Below are 18,886 nucleotides of genomic sequence, written 5' to 3'. Positions count from 1 at the left end.
GGTACAGATACACTTTTTCGACTTTGGCATCGGGTCGCATCATGGCGAGCTGGCTCCTGAGGGAATCGGGAGCACAGCATCCGGGATCAGATCAGCGCTTTGAATGTGGGGTTTATGGAGCGCTTACAGATCAACCAACGGCGTCTGCCGTACCTCAGTCTCCCGCCCACCCTGAATCTCGCTAATCTGCTTCAAGGCTCTATCCACCGCCGCCTTATCCGCCAACAAGCTATAGCTGATGCGGAACTGCTTGTGTTCCTTGGGCCCAATTGTCGGTACTAGATTCAGTGGCCGCTGATAACGGCGGTTGTAGGAAAAACTTGTCCCCGGTTCCAGCCCTGTGACATAGCCCTGGCCTTCGGTGTCGGTGTTTTTCCACAGGGAAAACACGGGCAGTGTCTGGGTATTGAAGCCGACCGAAACGCCCAGGCTGCCGGCCTTGTTATGCAACACGGTCAACGTATCGCCCTTGGCATCGGCATACGGCACCACGTTGTACACCGTTTCGTCGTAGTCCCTGGTCGGTGCGCGGTAGGTTTGCCAGTCGGGGAGATCGTCCTTGGCCTTGTCGTTGAACGGCGACACCTGTTTCACCGGCGCGGCGAAACGAGCGCCCTGCTCCAGGAACGGGGTGCTGAAGTTGCTGTGATACAGCGCCTGGTATTCCTTCGGATAGTCGCCGTTGTTGGTCAGGGTGTCGTTGAGGGCGAACACGACGCTGCCGGGTTCGGTGACCAGTTCGGTCGCGACCGAGAAGTCGACCTTCTTGAACGCCTGCTCTTTCAGCTCGCCGCGCAGGGTAATGGCGTACGGTGGTTTTTCATCGATATGCAGCGTGACTTTGTTCGCAGGAATGTTGGCGGCCCGACCGTGCAGGGTCAGCAGTTCGCCGTTGTCGACGCCGGGGTGGCCGACCCATTCGTATCCGCAGCGGGTGACCAGCTCATTGAAACCTTCCAGCCAGCCCAGACCACCGCGGCCATTGAGTTCGATGAAAGACGGATTGACCACTTCCTTGACCGGCGAATCCCAGCCCATGCGTACATTGCCAACCGAGGCCTGCAAGACGTTCATTCCGCGAGTCGGCACTACCGAGAGTTTCATCGTGCCGTTATCGATGTCGACGATGCTGACGCCTTCCTGCCGACCGCCGTGCAACGTGCGCAAGGTAACGCTGAAGGGTTTGTCGGTTTTTATTCCGAGTTGCTGACTGGTGATCTGCCAGCTCTGGGCGGCTTTGTCAGTGTCGAGCAGAACGTAATCCCAGGCCATGGCGTGGGAGGCAGCGGACAGTGCGCTGATGGCAACAAAAAGTTTGAGCGGGGTCATGGCGACAGCCTTTCTTGGAGTTGTGCCATTTTTATAGACTTGATGAAACGTTTCAGCAAGCTAAAAGATCGACAGGGTAATGTCGCTGATAGCCGATTTCTGCCTTCTGTGACCGGCTAAAATCGGCCCTAAGCTGATCTTCGCGAAAGGCAGCAACAGGCCGACTGTGTTGAAAAATTCGGCCATGGTTTGCGCATCAGAAAAGTACGCGTCCGAGATTGAAATCTTTACTTTTGGCAGAGGCTTCCGGACCCGGATTTCAGGTAACAGCGTGCAAAAAAGGCATTTTCACCGGTCAATGATCAGGCACTTTGGGCAGGCCGACTTTTTCAACAGAATCGGCCAATAGCGGTCTTCATGAATTTCGCTCAAACAACATCCTTTCCAGCGTATTGTCCTTCATCCAATAGTGATGAAACAGACCCGCCACCGCGTGCAAACCAATCAACCAATATCCTGCAGTGCCAACCAGCTCATGCCAGTACTTCAGCTGTTTGGCGAAGTCCGGGGCAATGGCTACCGGTGCCGGCACGTGAAAGCCAAAGTAAGGGAACGGCTTATCGCCAGCTGCGAGCATTAGCCAGGCGAGGATGGGCGTTGCGATCATCAGCCCGTAAAGCGCAAGGTGTGTCAGATGCGCGATAGCGGTCTGCCAAGCCGGTGGTTTTGGGATGATCGGTGGTCGTGGGCTCAGGCGCCCGACCAGGCGAACCCACACCAGGGCGAAGATGCTTGTACCAAACAAGCCGTGAAAGCCCATGAGCAAACCCCGCGCTTCGCTGCCTTTGGGCAGATAACCCTTGATTTCAACACAGGCATATACCCCGACGAACAGGGCGAGCATCAGCCAGTGCAGGGTTATTGAAAGTTTTCCATATCGGGTTACGGCGGTGTCGCTGGTCATAAGAAGCGCCTGTTGATTGTTGTGAGGAACGGTTGATCCGGTTGCCTTGAACCGGCTGCGTCACCCTGCTCGTTCTATCTTAAGAGAGTCTGAAGATCGACTCACAGGCTAATCTTTTTTCACCTTCAGACTTCGTTAAGAAATGGCTTGGATACTTCGCTCAAACTCATTGAGGGAGGCGTTTGGCCCATGCCCGATTTTGACTGGAACATCCCCCTGCCCTTGCATTTCGGCCAGGCTGAAACGTCACCGTTAACCCTGGCTGGTGCTTTGCCGAACGACGCTTTGCGAGCGACGTTCGAAGACTTTATCCAGCAGCGTTTTCGCAAGGCCCACGGCGCCGACATCCGCCACTTCATGCCCGAGCTGTTCGGTATGCACAACGGTGAGGGCCAATTGTGCGCAGTGGCCGGCGTGCGTCGCGCGCACCTTGAGCCGCTGTTTCTGGAGCGGTATCTGGATGAACCAATTGAGCCTTTGATCAGCGCGGCGGCTGATCACTCGGTAGACCGAAATGCCATTGTCGAGGTTGGCAATCTGGCGGCCAGCGACACCGGCAGCGCGCGCCTGAGCATCATCGCCATCACCTATTTGCTGGCCATGGGTGGCCTGGAATGGGTGACGTTCACTGGCAATATCGGACTGGTCAACAGCTTCCATCGTCTCGGACTGAAACCCGTGACCTTGTGCGCCGCTGATCCAGATCGACTGGGCGACGAGCGCCAACATTGGGGCAGTTATTACGAGAGCAAACCCTGGGTGCACGTCGGCAACATCCGCGCCGGGTTCGTCCACCTACGCACTATCGGCCTGTTCAGCCGCCTAGGTTTGCCGACCTCAATTGAAGGAGCCTGTCATGTCGCTTGAACTGCAACGCTTTCAGGAAACATTGCGCGAGCACGCCCAGCGTAATAACAACGCGACCGCACTGTGGGGCGACACGCTGAAACTCGATTACGCCACCGTATATGCAGAAGTGCTGTATCGCCAGGAGCGCCTGCGCGATGAGCAGGTGCAAGTCGTCGCCCTGGCGCTGGACAACGGCGTCAACGCAATGCTCTGGGATCTGGCGGTGTTGTTCGAAGGGTTGACCTGCGTAACGCTGCCGCCGTTTTTCAGCGCGGCACAACGCGCCCATTGCCTGGAGCAGAGTCAGGCCGAACGCGTGATTGCCGAACCGGAGTTGGACCCCGAACTGCGCGCTGCCGGCTATGAGCAACGCGGCGAGTTCTGGTGCCGCGCCTTTAGCAGCCAAAGACACATGCCGATTGGCACCGCCAAACTGACCTTCACGTCCGGCACCACCGGCACGCCGAAAGGTGTTTGCCTGAGTGCCGACAGCTTGCTGCGGGTCGCACGAGAGCTGGATCAGGCGAGCGAAACCACCGGCCCGCAACATCACTTGGCGCTGCTGCCATTGGCGATACTACTGGAGAACCTAGGCTGTTATGCCGCGCTGTATGCCGGTGCGATGCTCAGTTTGCCGAGCCAGAAAACCCTCGGTATTCAGGCCGCCAGTGGCGTCGATGTGCCGCACCTGTTGGGTTATCTCGCCGGGCGTGCGCCGGAGAGTCTTATCCTGGTGCCACAGCTGTTGCTGATGCTAGTCAGCGCCGCCGAACAGAAAGCCTTCGCCCCGCAAACTCTGCGCTTTGCGGCGGTCGGTGGTGCAAGAGTTTCCAAAGATTTGCTGGACCGTGCGCAACGGGTCGGCCTACCGGTTTTTGAAGGTTACGGTTTATCCGAATGCGCGTCAGTGGTGTGCCTCAACCGCCCCGGCGCACTCAGACCCGGCAGCGTCGGTCGACCGCTGCCCCATGTCGACGTGCGGTTGGCCGAAGACGGTGAAGTGCTAATCAAGGGCTCGACGCTGCTCGGCTATCTAGGGGACACATCGTACGCCGATGAGTGGTGGCCGAGCGGCGACCTGGGCGAGTTCGACCCGGAAGGTTTTCTTTATCTCAAGGGGCGCAAGAAGCATCAGTTCGTCACCAGTTACGGGCGCAACGTCAACCCGGAATGGGTCGAGTCCGAGCTGACCCAGCGCCGCCACATCGCCCAGGCGTTCGTTTACGGTGAGTCCTTGCCGCGCAATCACGCCCTGCTCTGGCCGCATCGCCCGGACTGCACCGATGCCGAACTAGCCGCTGCCGTCGCCGAAGCCAACGAGGCATTGCCCGATTACGCACAGGTGCATCAGTGGACGCGTCTGCCACAACCCTTCACTGCGGCCAATGGCTTTCTAACCGCCAATGGCCGCCCACGCCGCGACGCCATCGTCACGCAGTACCACGCCCAATTGACCGAATCCGTTGTCCGAGAGGAATCCGCATCATGAGTTTTTTCGACACCCTGCAAGAAGCCACACAGCGTGAACGCGACGAGCTGTTTAACCTGCCGATTATCCACGATGCGTTGCACGGTAAGGTTAGCCTCGATAGCTATCGGGCTTTTCTCGCACAGGCTTACTATCACGTGCGCCACACCGTGCCATTGATGATGGCATGCGGCGCACGTTTGCCGACGCGTCTGGAATGGTTGCGCAAAGCTGTGTGCGAGTACATCGAAGACGAATACGGCCACGAACAATGGGTACTCAACGACATTGCGGCCTGCGGAGGTGATGCCAAGGCCGTGCATGATGGCCAGCCTTCGCTGCCGATTGAGCTGATGGTGAGCTTCCTTTATGACCTGATTGCCCGAGGCAACCCGGTGGGTCTATTTGGCATGGTCAATGTCCTCGAAGGCACGAGTATCGCCCTGGCCACACATGCGGCAGGGAGCATTAGGGAGCGCCTGGCGTTGCCGGAAACCGCCTTCAGTTACCTGAGCTCTCACGGTTCGCTAGACATCGAACACATGCAAACCTATCGCCGCCTGATGAACCAATTGGAAGATCCTGAGGATCAATCAGCAGTGATTCATGCTTCAAAAGTCGTGTACCGACTGTACACCGACATGTTTCGTGGCCTGCCGCGTGACGCGGAGACCGAACATGCAGCTGCGTAACGCGCGCGTGGTCTTGACCGGTGCTAGTGGCGGTATCGGCATGGCTATCGCCGAAGCCGTGTGCGCCGCCGGTGCTCGAGTATTGGCCGTGGCACGGCATCAGGAAGCCTTGGCTCCACTGCTCAAACGCTACCCTGACGCCCTGTGCTGGGTCGCGGCTGACCTGACACTCCCAAGCGACAAACGCAAAGTACTCGCCGCCGCCGAAGAAATGGGCGGAGTCAATCTGTTGATCAACGCCGCCGGGGTGAACCACTTCGCTATGCTCGAACAGCTAGAAGACAGTGATATCAATGCGATGCTCGCGGTGAACATCAACGCGCCGATCTGCCTGACCAAGCTATTGCTGCCGCTACTCAAGCAGGCCGATAGCGCCATGGTAGTTAACGTCGGCTCGACCTATGGCTCGATCGGCTATGCCGGTTACGCCAGCTATTGCGCGACCAAGTTTGCCCTGCGCGGATTTTCCGAAGCGTTGCGCCGAGAGCTGGCCGACACCCGGGTCAGCGTGCTCTACGTCGCACCGCGGGCCACCCGCACGTCGATGAACAGCGCGACGGCGCAAGCCCTGAACGACGCGCTCAAGGCCAACGTTGATGATCCGCAAACCGTGGCCTCGGCGGTGATCCACGCGATTGCCGGTGACCGCCGCGACCTGTATCTGGGATGGCCCGAACGCTTCTTCGTGCGCCTCAACAATCTACTGCCGCAACTGGTCGACCGAGGGCTGCGCAAGCAGTTGCCCCTGATCCGTCGCTTCAGCGAAAAACCCGAAAACGAGACCCTCAAGCCATGAAAAAAATCTTCGCGTGCCTGTTGATAGCAACCCTCAGCCAAAGCGTTTGGGCCCTGGAGGCCGCCGACCAGCAGCGCCTGAGCAGCATTCAACAAACCTGGGCGCACATCCAATATGAAGTGGCGGAGAAACAGCGCGCCGCCGCGTTCGAGCAGTTGTCCAGCGAAACCCAGGCGTTCACTGCGCAGCGCCCGGCGGTGGCCGAAGCCTGGATCTGGAAAGGCATTGTCACCAGCAGCTGGGCCGGCGCCGAAGGCGGACTCGGAGCGCTGGGCAAAGCCAAGGACGCTAAGGCCGACCTGGAGAAGTCCCTGACCCTCGACCCCAAGGCTCTGCAAGGCTCGGCCTATACCAGCCTGGCGGCGCTGTATGATCGTGTGCCCGGCTGGCCTATCGGTTTTGGCGACAGCGACAAATCTGAACAGCTGCTCAAGCAGGCGCTGCAACTCAACCCCGATGGCATCGACAGCCTATACTTCTGGGGCGATCACCTCTACCGTCAGAAACACTACGCTGAAGCAAAAGCGGCGCTGCAAAAAGCCCTGCAAGCGGCGCCGCGTCCCGGCCGTGAAACGGCAGATGCGGGACGCCGCAAAGAGATCGCCACTCTGCTGGTGGACGTCAACAAGAAACTCGACTGACAGGAGTCCGCGTGCGTTTATTACTGATTGAGGATGATGTGGCGCTAGGTGAAGGCATCCATCAAGCGCTGGGGCGCGAAGGCTACACCGTCGATTGGCTCAAGGACGGCAGCAGCGCGCTGCATGCTCTGCTCAGCGAAACGTTCGATGTCGCTGTGCTGGATCTCGGTTTGCCACGCATGGACGGTCTCGAAGTGCTGCGGCGCCTGCGCGACAGCGGCTCGAACCTGCCGGTGTTGATTCTCACCGCCCGCGATGCAACCGAAGATCGCATTGCGGGGCTGGATGCCGGTGCCGACGACTACCTGATCAAACCGTTCGACCTGGCCGAACTCAAGGCGCGATTGCGAGCGCTGTTGCGGCGCAGTGCCGGACGCGCGCAAGCGCTGATCGAACATGCCGGCATCATCCTCAACCCCGGCACCCAGCAGGTCAGCTACCAGGGCCATCCCGTAGCACTGACGCCCAAGGAGTATCAGTTGCTGCATGAACTGCTCTCACCTCCGGGCCGGGTGATGACTCGAGATCAACTGATTCAACTGCTCTATGGCTGGAGTGAAGAAGCGGAAAGTAACACTCTGGAAGTGCACATCTATCACCTGCGCAAAAAGTTCTCTACTGAGCTGATCCGTACCATTCGGGGTGTGGGCTATCTGGTGGAGGAACGCTGATGACTTCGATCCGTCGCCGTACATTGACGCTGATCATTGGCCTGCTGCTGGCCGGTCTGGCGGTGCTCAGCCTCTTCAATCTGCACGATAGTAATCATGAAATCGCCGAGGTTTACGATGCTCAACTGGCGCAGAACGCGCGCTTATTGCAAGGCGTGATGCGCATGCCGCTGGGGAGCAAGCAACACGCCGAACTGTACCGGGCCTTCAATAGCGCACTGGGCGAAGCGCTGCCGCGCGGCGATGGTCATCCATACGAACGGAAAATTGCTTTTCAGGTATGGAGCGCTGGCGGGGAGGTGTTGGTGCACACCGCCAGCGCGCCGTCCTTCAGTTCACCGCCGACGCAACCGGGTTTCAGTGCTGTGGTGGATGTGAACCATCGTCATTGGCGCGCCTTTCTCCTTGAAGACCCACAAAACGGCATGCGCATCTGGGTTGGCGAGCTCGATGATGTGCGCGCTGATCTGGTCGACCGCATCGTGCGTCATACGCTATGGCCGAACATCGTCGGCAGTTTACTGCTCGCGGCGATGGTCTGGCTCGCTATAGGCTGGGGCTTGAAGCCTTTGGCAAACATGGCCGAGACCCTACGTGCCCGCAACAGCGGCTCACTTGAGCCGTTGCAACTGGCACCGTTGCCCAGCGAACTTGAGCCCATGCAGGCGGCGCTCAACCGCATGCTCGCGCAGATTCAAGAAGTGCTTGGCCGTGAACGACGCTTCATTGCCGACGCAGCCCACGAAATGCGTACGCCACTCGCCGTGCTGCGAGTGCACGCGCAAAACCTGCTGGAGGCAGGCACAGAACAGGAACGTCGAGAATCGCTGGAATTCCTTATCTCAGGCGTTGATCGCACCAGCCGACTGGTCAACCAGTTACTGACCATGGCGCGACTGGAGCCCCAACCCAATCCGCCACCGCTACAGCGCATCGACCTCAGCGAAACCGTGCGTAATAGTCTCGTGCAACTGACACCGTGGTTGTTGAGCAAAAACCTTGAACTGATATTCGATGTCAGCGACCAGCCATTTTATGTATTCGCTAACCCCTCCGCCATCGACATCGCGCTGGGCAACCTGATCACAAACGCAGCCAATTTCTCTCCCGAACACGGGGTAATCGCTGTGCAACTGAACCAGGCTGATGGCTTCTGTCATTTGACCGTCGACGACCAGGGGCCGGGAATTGATGAGTCATGTAGAGAGCGATTGTTTGAGCGCTTCTATAGCCGTGGAACGGCGCAAGGAGCCGGTTTGGGGCTAACCATCGTCAACACAATCGCCATGCGCTTGAACGGGCGTATCGCACTGGTAAACCGGGCCGAGGGAGGTTTGAGGGCTACGTTATCAATTCCAGCCAAAGAATAACCGCAAAGCATCAAATGATTTTTTCGTGTCGTAAAGACGGTAAACATCGTAAGGGATGGCAAGGCCCCACGTTCAGGCTGGTGAAAGATATCCGGGACTTTTAAACGCAATCACTGCTGTGATGGTGTTTGGCGGTTTGTCCACAGCATCCGTTTTAGCTCGAGAGCAGGCTCCCACCAGCGTCTTCTTTTGGCCCAGAGGGTGTAAAAACGCTTCGCCAAAATTGAAGTGTGCGCGTCTACGTTAAATCTGAAATGTATCGGCACGTCAGCAGATATAGGTTTCGCGTAGAAGCGCGATTTGCAGTCCCGTGGTGAGTACCTGACGTGCTCGAAAACGTTTTTACACAGCCTCGGCCAGTTGCGGCCGTTTACGTGGGCCGCTTGGATTGGTTGCATCACTCAGGCCGATCCTTGGGACACTCGCCCCGCTAACGACAGCGAAAACCAGCTAAGCTTGGCTACTACAACCCATTGATTCCCCAGCTAATCCCCGCTAACGCATTGATTCTAAACGTCGACTTTTAGGGCTCTGAAAGCAGGCGTCGTGGGTTCGAATCCCGACAGGGCACCAGATATGATGAAACAGCCCCAGGTCAAAAGGCCTGGGGCTTTTTTGTTTTTGAACTCTCCGGAGTCTCCGGAGAGTTCAAAACGAGCGCGTCCGCTTAGCGCTTTTGCAGTGCCTCCAACCGCGCAGGTAAATCTTCTTCGGGGAAACGCTTGTAGAGTGCTAGCAGGTATTCATCTGCCGCTTTGCTTTCTCCCGCCTCACGCAGCCTCGCAATCTCCTGCAACCCCTCCTCCAACGAAGGCAACGCCACCGGCGCGCGCTTGCTGAGCTTGGCGCTCGACTCATCAGCCATCGAGCCCATGACTTGCGCATGCTCGGCCTGGGGCGCGACGGCCATTCGGGCCACTGGCGCAGGCGCGGACATTGCTGGCGGGGCCGGGCGCGAAGCTTCCTCATGAAGTGCGGAGAAGGTCGCGGTGGAGATTTCGGGTTGCGGCACGGGTGAACGTGTTACCACACCGATCATCAGGGCCAAGCCTGCGACAGTGGCAAACGCCATCTGCCAGCGTGGCTGCTGGCACGCTCGCACCCAACGCTGCCATAAGCTCGGCTGCGGCACCGGGGCTTCGCGGCGGGCGGCGTTGAGGATGAAGGCGTCGAGGGACGCGGGCGGCTCGCCGGTGCTGTGTTGACGAAAGTGCTGGATGAGTACGTCGTCAGGATCCGGGGTGTGTCGGGAGTCGGTCATGCGGTTATCTCCTCGGCCAGCAGGCGGCGCAGTTTCTGCTGGGCGTAACGCAGGCGGCTTTTTACGGTTTCCAGCGGGGCGCCAGTGAGGGCGGCGATTTGCGGCACTTCGAGGTCGCCATGCAAGCGCAGCAGGAAGACTTCGCGCTGGTCTTCGGGCAGGTCTTGCAGCGCGGCCTCGAGGCGCGCCTGGTCGCGGCTCAGGCTCAATTGCTGTTCGGGGCCGGCGCTGTCGTCGGCCTGGGCGTGCAGTTGCTCGTCGTAGCTGTCGTGCAGCGGGTTGTGGATGCCGTGCTTGCGCCAATGGTCGATCAGGCGGTTGCGGGCAATCTGGAACAGCCATGTGCGAAAACTCGCCCGGCCTTGTGGCTGGGTGGCGCTGCGGATCAGGCTGAGCCAGGTTTCCTGGTAGATTTCCTCGGCCAGTTCGGTCTTGTTGCTCAAGGACACGAGGAAGCGGTACAGGCCCTGGCGGTGCCGCGCATACAGCGCTTCAAACGCGGCAGCGTCACCGGTTCGGTAGCGGGCCAGCAGCGATTCGTCGCTGGGTGAAGCATCTGGTACGGCCATCTAAGTGGCGAACTCCTTCTAGCCAGTAAAACAGAACCCCTGTGGGAGTTGGCTTGCCTGCGATGGCATCAGCTCGGTGTCTCTGATGGACCGAGTCGCTTGCATCGCAGGCAAGCCAGCTCCCACATTGGATCGTCGCTGCATACGCGATCAGTGTTTGAGGCCCTGCGCCAGCTCTACCAGTTGCACAAACTCGCTGCGCAACCCGAACGGGTCATCGCCTCGGGCCGAGCGGGCCAGCGCGGCGGTGTCTTGCAGGCTCATGCTGCCAGTGTAGCGGCCATCGCCCTTGAGCTGTTGGGCGAACGCTGCCACGGCCGCCGCAAAGCGCAGGTCGTCGCTGGCCTTGGTGGATTCGGTGCTGATGGGCCGCGCGATCAACTGGCTTTCACCGCCCGCAGCGGGCTTGTAGCGCACACGCAACATCGCCAGCTCACCGGACTTACCCTCGCCTGCAGGCGCAGCAGCGTAGCGTAACGGCTCCAACCAACCCTTCTCGCCCTTCGGCACAATCTCGTACAACGCAGTTACCGTGTGCCCTGCACCGATTTCACCGGCGTCGACCTTGTCGTTGTTGAAGTCCTCACGCTTCAGGGCGCGGTTTTCATAGCCAAGCAGGCGATATTCGCTGACACGCGCGGGGTTGAACTCCACCTGCAATTTCACATCCCGCGCGACCACGGCCAGGGTCGAGCTGAGTTGGTCGACCAACACTTTGCGGGCTTCGCGCAAGTTGTCGATGTAGGCGTAGTTACCGTCGCCCGCGTCGGCCAGTTGCTCCATCAGGTGTTCGTTGTAGTTATCCACGCCAAACCCCAGGGTGGTCAGGGATACGCCGCTTTTGCGCTGCGACGCGGCCATCTGCTTGAGACTGTCGAAGTCACTGATGCCCACGTTGAAGTCACCGTCGGTGGCCAGCAGGATGCGGTTGATGCCCTTGTCGATAAAGCCTTCGCGGGCCATCTGGTAGGCCAATTCGATGCCGGATGCACCGGCTGTGGAGCCACCCGCAGTCAGTTGCTCGATCGCATTGCGGATCTTCACCTTGTCGCGACCGGAGGTGGGCTTGAGCACCACGCGGGACTCACCGGCATAGACCACCAGCGAAACACGGTCCTGTTCACGCAACTGATCCACCAGCAATTTCAGGGTGCTTTTTACCAGCGGCAAGCCTTCGCGGCGGTCCATGGAGCCGGACACATCCACCAGAAATACCAGGTTGGCTGGCGCCAGGTCCGCCACGGCGCGGTCGGACGCCTTGATGCCGATTCGCAGCAGTTGGGTACGTGGGTTCCACGGCGTGGCGGCCACTTCGGTGGTCACGCCAAAGGGCGAGCCATCGGTGGGCAGTGCATAACTGTAGGGGAAATAATTGACCATTTCCTCCAGTCGCACAGCACCTTCGGGCGGCAAGCTGCCTTGGTTAAGGAATCGTCTTACGTTGGCGTAGCTGCCGGTGTCGACGTCAGCGCTGAAGGTGGAGACGGGTGTTTCAGCGACACGATGCACCGGGTTGTCCGGCAGGTTTTCGTATTGCTCGCGGGGCTCGCTGCGGTACTCCAGGGTGGCCGTCTCACGCATCAGCATGGGCGCAGGCATGGCCATTTTTTTGACCGCGGCGCCTTGGACTTGCACGCGTTGCAGTTCGGCGACGGGTTCAGCCGGCTTGGCCAGTTCAGGGGATGAAGACAGCCCGCAGCCGGCCAGCGTTACCAGCAGAGTAACGGCGAAGCCCTGGGCAGTAGGACGCAGGAAGAGCAGAGGACGGGACATGGGCTGAACCTCGTGAATGAATGATCCGTTCACAAGGTCAGACGCAAGGTGTGGAGGGTTCGGGTTAAACCTGATTCGGAATAACACCACCCATCTACTGTGGGAGCAGGCTTTGTGTGGGAGCTGGCTTGCCTGCGATGCAGGCGCCTCGGTTTTTCAGTTAGACCGAGGTGATGCTATCGCAGGCTAGCCAGCTCCCACATGGGCCGGTGCCCACAGTGGATGTGTGGTGTGCACAGAACCTGGGGATCAGTCCGTGCCGTACTTGGGGTTACGCGGACCGTACAGGATCCCCGCGCGCTGCCCTGGCGACAACAACCGCGCACTGGTGATACCGGCAATCGGGTGCGCCGCATCGGTGGAGCTGTTGATCACCTGTTTGACCGCCGCGGTGATCAGCATGCCGACCAGGCCGCCGCCGTTGTTGTTGCCTTCCTCGCTGGAAGCATGCGCAGAGCCGGTCCACAGGGTGGTGCCGGTGCGCAGGTCGACCAGTTTGGCCGAGGCCGTGACGGAGGTGTCGCTGGAGATCAGCATGTACTTGGTGCCGTAATTGGTAACGGTGATGTACAGCGCCGCGTCCGCACCAAAGATGTCATGCAGCTTGGCCGGTGCCACGCCCTGGATATCGTTGGCGGTGGTCAGGCCGTTCTGGCGGAAGGTTTCGTCCACCAGGGCGATCGGCAACACGTAGTAACCGGCTTCGGCCAGCGGGTAGGTCACTTGCGAAACCAGGCTGTAGGACGCCTGCACTTCCGGCGATTCATTGATCGGCGGCAGTACCAGGATCGACTTGGGTCGCGACTGTTTGTACGCCGTGTAATCAATCGTCTTGGGGGCCGCGCAACCGCCGAGCAAAGCCAGGGCCAGCAGGGCGCCAGTGAGTTTTAACAGGCTCATTTAGTGGCGACTCCGGTCTTGGCGTTTTTCAGCAGGAAATCCATGTAGGTGGCGGACTCAGGGAACAACGCCTTCTCGGTGCGGAATTCCTGCACCATCTGGTCATCCTTGCCCATGCTCAGGTACAGCATGCCCAAGTGGGCATGGTAACCCGGCGGGGCCTTGCGGCCGCTGGCGTTGATCTTCTGCAGATCCCGCTCCAACGCCTCGACCTGCGCTTCCTTGGGCTCGCCCTTGAAGTACTCGTAAACCTGCGGCTGGTAGCTTTCCCATTGATACAGGGGCTGGGGCGCCGTCTGGCACCCGGCAACCGCCGCAACTGCTGTCAGCATCAGCGCCAACTTAACTGCCTTGCTCATCCGTGTACTGCTCCTTGAGGTGCTGCTGATCAGTTGCGTGGGTTCCAGGCGCCGGCGTTGATGCCGTCGACAAGGCGATTGATCGCTTCGCGCATGGCCAGGTCGAGGACCTTGCCATTGAGGGTGGAGTCGTAGCTGGCGGTGCCGCCGAAGCCGACGACTTCACGGTTGGACAGCGCGTATTCACCGGCGCCCTGGGTGGAATACACCACTTCGGAGGTGCTGATGTTGACGATATTCAGCGCGACTTTGGCGTAGGCCACCTGGGTCTTGCCTCGGCCGAGGATGCCGAACAGCTGGCGGTCGCCGGTTTCTTTGCGGCCGAACTCGGTCACATCGCCGGTCACCACGTAATCAGCGCCCTTGAGCTTCTGCGCGGTACCTTTGATCGCGGCTTCCTGGGAGATTTCGCCCATGTTGTCGCGGTCCAGCACGCTGAAGCGGTTGGTCTGCTGCAAGTGGGTGATCAGGATGGTCTTGGCTTGGCCACCGAGGCGGTCGACGCCGTCGGAGAAGATGCCGCGCATGTAGCTGGAGCGGTTGTCGAACTTGCCCACGGCAATCGGTACACGCACGCCGGAATAGGCAACGTTGGCGCTGGCGACTTGTTCCACCGGCAGCGCGCGGTTGCTCTCGGTGGCGCAACCGGCCACGGTCAGCAGCGCTGCGGCGGTGAGGCCGGACAGCAGGATTTTGGACAGTGTGTTCACAGGGTGCTCCTAAGTGGGAAATCGGGTGCGGCGGCTAACGCTAGCGGGACGGAATGTCGCGCAGGTCGTCAACGATGAATCGGCTCAATAATCCGGTGTAGAAAGTCTCGACGCTGGAGTTGCCAGAGTTGGTCAGCACCCCGGCCATCGTTTTCATGTTCTGCCAGTCGCCCTTGTACCCGCCTGGCATCAGCCCTTGGCGAGCCTGAGAGAAATGCAGCACCTCGGCGCCGGCTTTCTTGATCTTGACGAGGTAGTTGAAGTCGACACTGGCGAGGATGGTCTTGTCATCGACGATGGCCGTCATGAAACCGCCTTGGGTGTCTTGTATGCGCCGGGTATAGATGACATTCACATCCAGCAGGTAGTCGGCCTTGTCCTTGCTGCTGGCGTAGCGCTTGGCCTTGAGCAGGCGGTCGATCAGATCGACACCGAGTTGCTGGCGCACTTTGTCATCCGACAGGAAGCGTTCGTTCTTGCCCACCACCTCAACATCGAAGGTGTCGAGCCAGTAAGTTGCAGTCTTGGGGATGGTAACCGGCGTCGGTGAGATGTAGTAATCCGGCTTGGAAGCACAGCCCGCCATGAGGCAGGCCGCAAGAAATACGGCAAACAGGCGCATGTCTGAATTCGTCCCTGAAAAGTATCGTGCTTTAAACAATCGCGGCATTTTACGGAGTTAAAAGCCGTTCTCAAGTTGTTTTGACGCCCGCGCTGCGCCGTTTTACTGGCACTCACGCCCAAGTCCGTGGAGAAATGTCCTAAGACGTTGTCAGCAAAACAAAAACAATGATGGCTATTAGCCTGCATCGATCAAATAAAAAATGCATTCACGTTCTGCATCATCCCCTACCACTGCGAAGAACATTTTTACCCTCGAAACGGTGTTCAAGGACAAGGACGGCAAGGAGTTAGGCCGCTCTGCTCAAGTGTTGATCACAATCGTCTTGGCCAACATGTCGCCCAATCGACGGCGCAACCCGAACAGCACAAAAAGACCGTCCAGCATACTGAACAGCAGCTTCGGAACATTACGCAGAAACGATTGAAACAGCGTGCACTTCGTTGGATACGGGTAACCCACCACCGCCGTGCGGCACACCCGCTTACCCAGGCTCTGGCCTTTGGGCAAGGCATCGCAAAACAGAAAGTACGCGAAGGCTAAAAACATCAGCACATAGCGGATGCCATCAAAAAACAGCGGGCCCACCACTGAGTGCAAAGACAGATACACGTAGTCCAGGTTGCGGATCAAAAACAGCAGGAAAAACACCACGGCCATATCGACGACATAGCCGAGCAGCCGCCTGAACGGGCTGGCGAGGTTCCAGGTTTCTGCCGCCGATGCTGAATCGTTCATAACGTGCTTATCCCCTGCCTTTGTCATAAATATCCGCCAGGCTGCGAACGCTCGTCAGGTTACCGGTCTGGATCACGATGGTCTTGGCGAACATGTCGCCCAGGCGTGTCCTCGATTCCATGAGTATCCACACCCAATCGATGACCACCAGTGCACCGGAGTTACGCGTGAACGACTGGGAAACGCTGCAACCCTTGAGGGTCTTGCGGTCAACCGTGGCAATGCTCAGCAGGCGCTTGCCCAGGCTCTGGCCGTTGGGGAGTGCATCGGCCAGCAGGAAGTAGGCAAAGCCCGCAAAAAACGCGCAGAGGAAACCGGCCTTGGGCGTCACCCCAGGGACATAGGCAAACAACGCCTCTGCGACATATTTGACGATGAAAAAAATCAGCACCGCGATGGCGCAGTCGATCATGCGTGCGGCCAGGCGACGGCCAATGCTGGCCAGGATTGTCGGGCGTTTATGGGTGCTATTTGCGTCCATACAGGATTACTCCAACTTCAAAGTGATTGCGTCTATTCCGGGTGGGGGCAATTGCGCTCCCAGCCTTTTTCAATTGTGCCGCCGTACTTTTCACAGGACGCCCTTTCCAACAGAGCGTCCAAGGCATCGCGCCCAGGCTCAACCCATAGCAGACCGAGCAAGTAGGCCGCCGTGGCCGCGAGCACCAGGATCGCAGCCATCCGAGTCAGCATGAATCGAAGCGTTGCTGCGGTTGTGCGCGACCGCTCAAACACGAACGCGAACAACAGCCCAATGCCGCACCACACGAAGCCTGCGACTGCCACGCCCAACGGCGTCGAACCAGGATCGAAGTAGGCCCAGGCCAGCATGAATACCGTGGCGCTGGCGAACATCACCAACAGGCACAGCCACTGGGCAACCCGACACCCGATGCTGAAAAAGCGCGACGAGCGCATTTGAGCATTCACGGGAACGTCGTACCGATGCGTGCCCGCTCTTTGGAAAACCAGATGCCGGTGACCTTACCGACCACCTCTTCAACGGCCACCTGCCCCATAAAGCGGCTGTCATTGCTGTTATTGCGGTTGTCACCCAGCAGGTAGACGTGCCCTGGCTCGACCTTGAGCGGAGCCAAGTCCATCGACGCCGGCCCATTCACACGGTCTGCCGGCGCATGAAACAGGCCGAGGTTTTCACCGTTGCGGATCAGTTCGCCGTTGACGATGGCCAACGTATCTCCCCCGACACCCGCCACGCGCTTGATCGCCTCAGTGCCGTTCCAACGGTACACCACGATATCGCCGACCTTCGGCGCACCGGCCTTGAGGTCGGCCACAATGTAGTCGCCCACGGACACCGTCGGCGCCATCGAACCGGTCGGAATGTAGTAGTTCTTGAACCCCATCAGCGGCCCCCGCAGGACCTCCAACAGAATAAACGTGATCACGATCAACACGCCGACGTATAGCGCGTGGAACCGTTTGCGCGGCACGCCCGCCGGGCCTTTGTAACGACGGGCCAACACTGCCGATACGATTGCCGAGCTGAGCTTGACCGCGATAATCCAGCCGAACAACACGTACAGCCCGATGGGCGAGGCGCTCAGACCGAACACGCCGAGCAGCACCACACCGCCGTACAACAGCGCGGCAACCCAAATGGCCCACTTGATACGGCCCACGTAGACAAGCCCCCAACCGGCCAACAGGCAGGACATCAGGAAAGCTTGCAGGGAGAGTTTTACGGGTTTCATGAATCTTCCTTGAAAAGAACGGTGTAAGGCTTATGGGTGAGGAGCCGCCGACACTGACATCCGCAACAGACACCTTGAAAATGCCGCAAATCCGGCAGCGCGTCGGTCCAGCAGCCTATCCAGCGTTTCGCCAGCATGGAAATAGGGGTCAGACCACCATTAACGTTAAATTTATATGGGTTTCGCTAAAAACGTGGCCTGACCCCGATCCCCCCACATTAAATAAATCCGTCACGTTTACTTCCTAAATCAACCACCCCCCTCACCGATTAATATTTATTACACTTGAATAATCACCAAATTTCGGTGCAACTTCGTAGCTCCCTGCCGGTTCAAAGGTTGATTGAGCATCTTCAACCGTATAGGGAATCATCCTCTCACGCATAACGACAAGACCACCCTGCCGTCCAAATATATAAGTTGTTCCAAAAGCGACCTTGCCCCCCTCGAATTCACGGTGGGTTGCCATCGAGAGAAAAAGTTGGCTTTCGTCTAAGTAGTGAAATTGATAGGTCAGATACTCATGGCCTTTATCGTCAAGAAAACCGACGCCAACCATACCCTTATCTATCAACATTTCAACAAAACAAGAAGGCGTTGATTCCGACCCAATTAGAGCGGTATATGACTTACCTGCCTGATGCTCGGCCCGTGCCGTGGACTCACTCATTGGTTCTATCGCGCATTTTTTTGCACGGAACCAGGATTTGCTATAAAAGACTGCATGACCATTAATAAGTATTCCCTTTGGTATATCTAGAAAATAGGGGTCAGACAACCATTGACGTTTGAAAGTCATTGCTTTGGGCGGCCAGCGAATCCTCTAACGGTTCGCTTGCCCAAAGCTTGTGCTATCTGCGACGCAAACCTTCCCGTTCCGAATACGTAATTTCCATTTGTAGCATCTCTGAATTGGTCGATTACTTCTTGCTCAAGCTCATCCTTGAAAAGACGACGATACGCCTCAGCCCTCTGATCGACATTACCACCCAATTCTTTATAACAATCATGAGGCGTTATAAGTGCTGAAGGTTCCAGCTGTGCATTTGCTCGGTAGCTCGTCCAACGATATTCAGCGGGATGATCCACCATTCCCGCTCTGACGGGATTCATTTCTATATAGCGATAACAGGCCATCAAATAGCTTTCGTGCTGCACCAAACAAGAACGATAACGACCTTCCCACAGAGTTCCTGTTCGTTGATAAGCACGATTTATATTTTGAACATAACGCTGACCAAGCTCTTTCATTAACGAACAAGCACTTAGAGGGGTAGTTGGAGTCAGTAATAAATGCACGTGATTCGTCATGAGACACCACGCGTGAATTTTGCAGCCATGCGTTTCCGACAAGAGCGTTAAGCGGCGGATATAAAAAATATAATCATCTTCTGAATAGAAACAAACCGAACGATTATTTCCGCGCTGAATAATGTGCAGCGGAAGACCTGGTACCAACAACCGAGGACGACGAGCCATAACAACCCCCTGATTTCTGAAAGAGATCAGCTTAGTCGCC

Annotated in this window: 22 protein-coding genes; 7 read left to right on the top strand and 15 right to left on the bottom strand. The window is 58.1% G+C overall.

The window, feature by feature from the left end; genetic code table 11:
• Positions 1-123 precede the first annotated feature (123 nt).
• Together AACY30_RS26870 and AACY30_RS26865 are read right to left on the bottom strand one after the other, a co-directional pair.
• On the bottom strand, positions 124-1,329 hold the full coding sequence (locus tag AACY30_RS26870; RefSeq protein WP_339541421.1) for an aldose 1-epimerase family protein: 1,206 nt from the start codon (positions 1,327-1,329) through the stop codon (positions 124-126).
• 355 nt (positions 1,330-1,684) lie between these two features.
• Positions 1,685-2,233 carry a cytochrome b gene (locus tag AACY30_RS26865; protein WP_339469077.1) on the bottom strand — a complete coding sequence of 183 codons (549 nt, stop codon included), beginning with the start codon at positions 2,231-2,233 and terminating at the stop codon, positions 1,685-1,687.
• Between the two features lie 189 nt (positions 2,234-2,422).
• On the opposite strand from AACY30_RS26865, the gene AACY30_RS26860 reads away from it, so the two are divergent.
• From AACY30_RS26860 to AACY30_RS26830, 7 genes are read left to right on the top strand one after another with little or no spacing between them, the layout of a single operon-like run.
• Positions 2,423-3,100, top strand: coding sequence for a thermostable hemolysin (locus AACY30_RS26860; protein ID WP_339541420.1), 678 nt, complete (start codon positions 2,423-2,425; stop codon positions 3,098-3,100).
• Complete coding sequence (locus AACY30_RS26855; RefSeq protein WP_339469075.1) at positions 3,090-4,571, top strand: AMP-binding protein; 1,482 nt, start codon at positions 3,090-3,092, stop codon at positions 4,569-4,571. The genes AACY30_RS26860 and AACY30_RS26855 overlap by 11 nt, the downstream gene beginning before the upstream one ends.
• Positions 4,568-5,242, top strand: a complete 675-nt coding sequence (locus AACY30_RS26850; protein WP_339469073.1) for a TenA family transcriptional regulator — start codon at positions 4,568-4,570, stop codon at positions 5,240-5,242. Before AACY30_RS26855 ends, AACY30_RS26850 begins: the two co-directional genes overlap by 4 nt.
• Entirely contained in the window at positions 5,229-6,038 is an 810-nt protein-coding gene (locus tag AACY30_RS26845) for an SDR family oxidoreductase (protein WP_339541419.1), read from the top strand. The genes AACY30_RS26850 and AACY30_RS26845 overlap by 14 nt, the downstream gene beginning before the upstream one ends.
• A complete protein-coding gene (locus AACY30_RS26840) occupies positions 6,035-6,679 on the top strand; it encodes a tetratricopeptide repeat protein (RefSeq protein ID WP_339420576.1) in 645 nt (214 codons plus the stop codon). The genes AACY30_RS26845 and AACY30_RS26840 overlap by 4 nt, the downstream gene beginning before the upstream one ends.
• An 11-nt stretch (positions 6,680-6,690) precedes the next feature.
• Positions 6,691-7,350 carry a response regulator gene (locus tag AACY30_RS26835; protein WP_339469072.1) on the top strand — a complete coding sequence of 220 codons (660 nt, stop codon included), beginning with the start codon at positions 6,691-6,693 and terminating at the stop codon, positions 7,348-7,350.
• Entirely contained in the window at positions 7,350-8,720 is a 1,371-nt protein-coding gene (locus AACY30_RS26830) for an ATP-binding protein (protein ID WP_339541418.1), read from the top strand. The genes AACY30_RS26835 and AACY30_RS26830 overlap by 1 nt, the downstream gene beginning before the upstream one ends.
• A gap of 667 nt (positions 8,721-9,387) precedes the next feature.
• On the opposite strand, the gene AACY30_RS26825 is transcribed toward AACY30_RS26830, so the two are convergent.
• The 13 genes from AACY30_RS26825 to AACY30_RS26765 form a co-directional block, all read right to left on the bottom strand.
• A complete protein-coding gene (locus AACY30_RS26825; RefSeq protein ID WP_339541417.1) occupies positions 9,388-9,981 on the bottom strand; it encodes a hypothetical protein in 594 nt (197 codons plus the stop codon).
• Positions 9,978-10,550, bottom strand: coding sequence for an RNA polymerase sigma factor (locus tag AACY30_RS26820; RefSeq protein WP_339541416.1), 573 nt, complete (start codon positions 10,548-10,550; stop codon positions 9,978-9,980). The genes AACY30_RS26825 and AACY30_RS26820 overlap by 4 nt, the downstream gene beginning before the upstream one ends.
• A 150-nt stretch (positions 10,551-10,700) precedes the next feature.
• Positions 10,701-12,323: a vWA domain-containing protein gene (locus AACY30_RS26815; RefSeq protein WP_339541415.1), complete on the bottom strand. Its 1,623-nt coding sequence runs from the start codon at positions 12,321-12,323 to the stop codon at positions 10,701-10,703.
• Between the two features lie 249 nt (positions 12,324-12,572).
• Positions 12,573-13,223, bottom strand: a complete 651-nt coding sequence (locus AACY30_RS26810) for a DUF799 domain-containing protein (protein WP_339419841.1) — start codon at positions 13,221-13,223, stop codon at positions 12,573-12,575.
• On the bottom strand, positions 13,220-13,582 hold the full coding sequence (locus AACY30_RS26805; RefSeq protein ID WP_339419840.1) for a DUF4810 domain-containing protein: 363 nt from the start codon (positions 13,580-13,582) through the stop codon (positions 13,220-13,222). The genes AACY30_RS26810 and AACY30_RS26805 overlap by 4 nt, the downstream gene beginning before the upstream one ends.
• A 29-nt stretch (positions 13,583-13,611) precedes the next feature.
• Positions 13,612-14,292, bottom strand: a complete 681-nt coding sequence (locus AACY30_RS26800; RefSeq protein WP_339541414.1) for a CsgG/HfaB family protein — start codon at positions 14,290-14,292, stop codon at positions 13,612-13,614.
• Between the two features lie 40 nt (positions 14,293-14,332).
• Positions 14,333-14,914, bottom strand: coding sequence for a hypothetical protein (locus AACY30_RS26795; protein ID WP_339419838.1), 582 nt, complete (start codon positions 14,912-14,914; stop codon positions 14,333-14,335).
• A gap of 303 nt (positions 14,915-15,217) precedes the next feature.
• The gene (locus tag AACY30_RS26790) at positions 15,218-15,652 is read right to left on the bottom strand and encodes an RDD family protein (RefSeq protein WP_339438820.1); all 435 of its coding nucleotides are present in this window, start codon (positions 15,650-15,652) and stop codon (positions 15,218-15,220) included.
• Between the two features lie 7 nt (positions 15,653-15,659).
• On the bottom strand, positions 15,660-16,133 hold the full coding sequence (locus AACY30_RS26785; RefSeq protein ID WP_339541413.1) for an RDD family protein: 474 nt from the start codon (positions 16,131-16,133) through the stop codon (positions 15,660-15,662).
• 32 nt (positions 16,134-16,165) lie between these two features.
• Positions 16,166-16,582, bottom strand: a complete 417-nt coding sequence (locus tag AACY30_RS26780) for a hypothetical protein (protein ID WP_339541412.1) — start codon at positions 16,580-16,582, stop codon at positions 16,166-16,168.
• Positions 16,579-17,367: a signal peptidase I gene (gene lepB, locus AACY30_RS26775; protein WP_339541411.1), complete on the bottom strand. Its 789-nt coding sequence runs from the start codon at positions 17,365-17,367 to the stop codon at positions 16,579-16,581. The genes AACY30_RS26780 and lepB overlap by 4 nt, the downstream gene beginning before the upstream one ends.
• Positions 17,368-17,629: 262 nt before the next feature.
• A complete protein-coding gene (locus AACY30_RS26770; protein WP_339541410.1) occupies positions 17,630-18,166 on the bottom strand; it encodes a lytic transglycosylase in 537 nt (178 codons plus the stop codon).
• The gene (locus AACY30_RS26765; RefSeq protein WP_339541409.1) at positions 18,163-18,846 is read right to left on the bottom strand and encodes a transposase; all 684 of its coding nucleotides are present in this window, start codon (positions 18,844-18,846) and stop codon (positions 18,163-18,165) included. The genes AACY30_RS26770 and AACY30_RS26765 overlap by 4 nt, the downstream gene beginning before the upstream one ends.
• Positions 18,847-18,886 lie beyond the last annotated feature (40 nt).

Source organism: Pseudomonas sp. RA_5y_Pfl1_P24, from assembly GCF_963970945.1.
In the GTDB taxonomy this organism is placed as follows: domain Bacteria; phylum Pseudomonadota; class Gammaproteobacteria; order Pseudomonadales; family Pseudomonadaceae; genus Aquipseudomonas; species Aquipseudomonas tritici.
The sequence above is the reverse complement of the archived record's forward strand: the minus strand, read 5'-3'. Positions and strand labels throughout refer to the sequence as shown.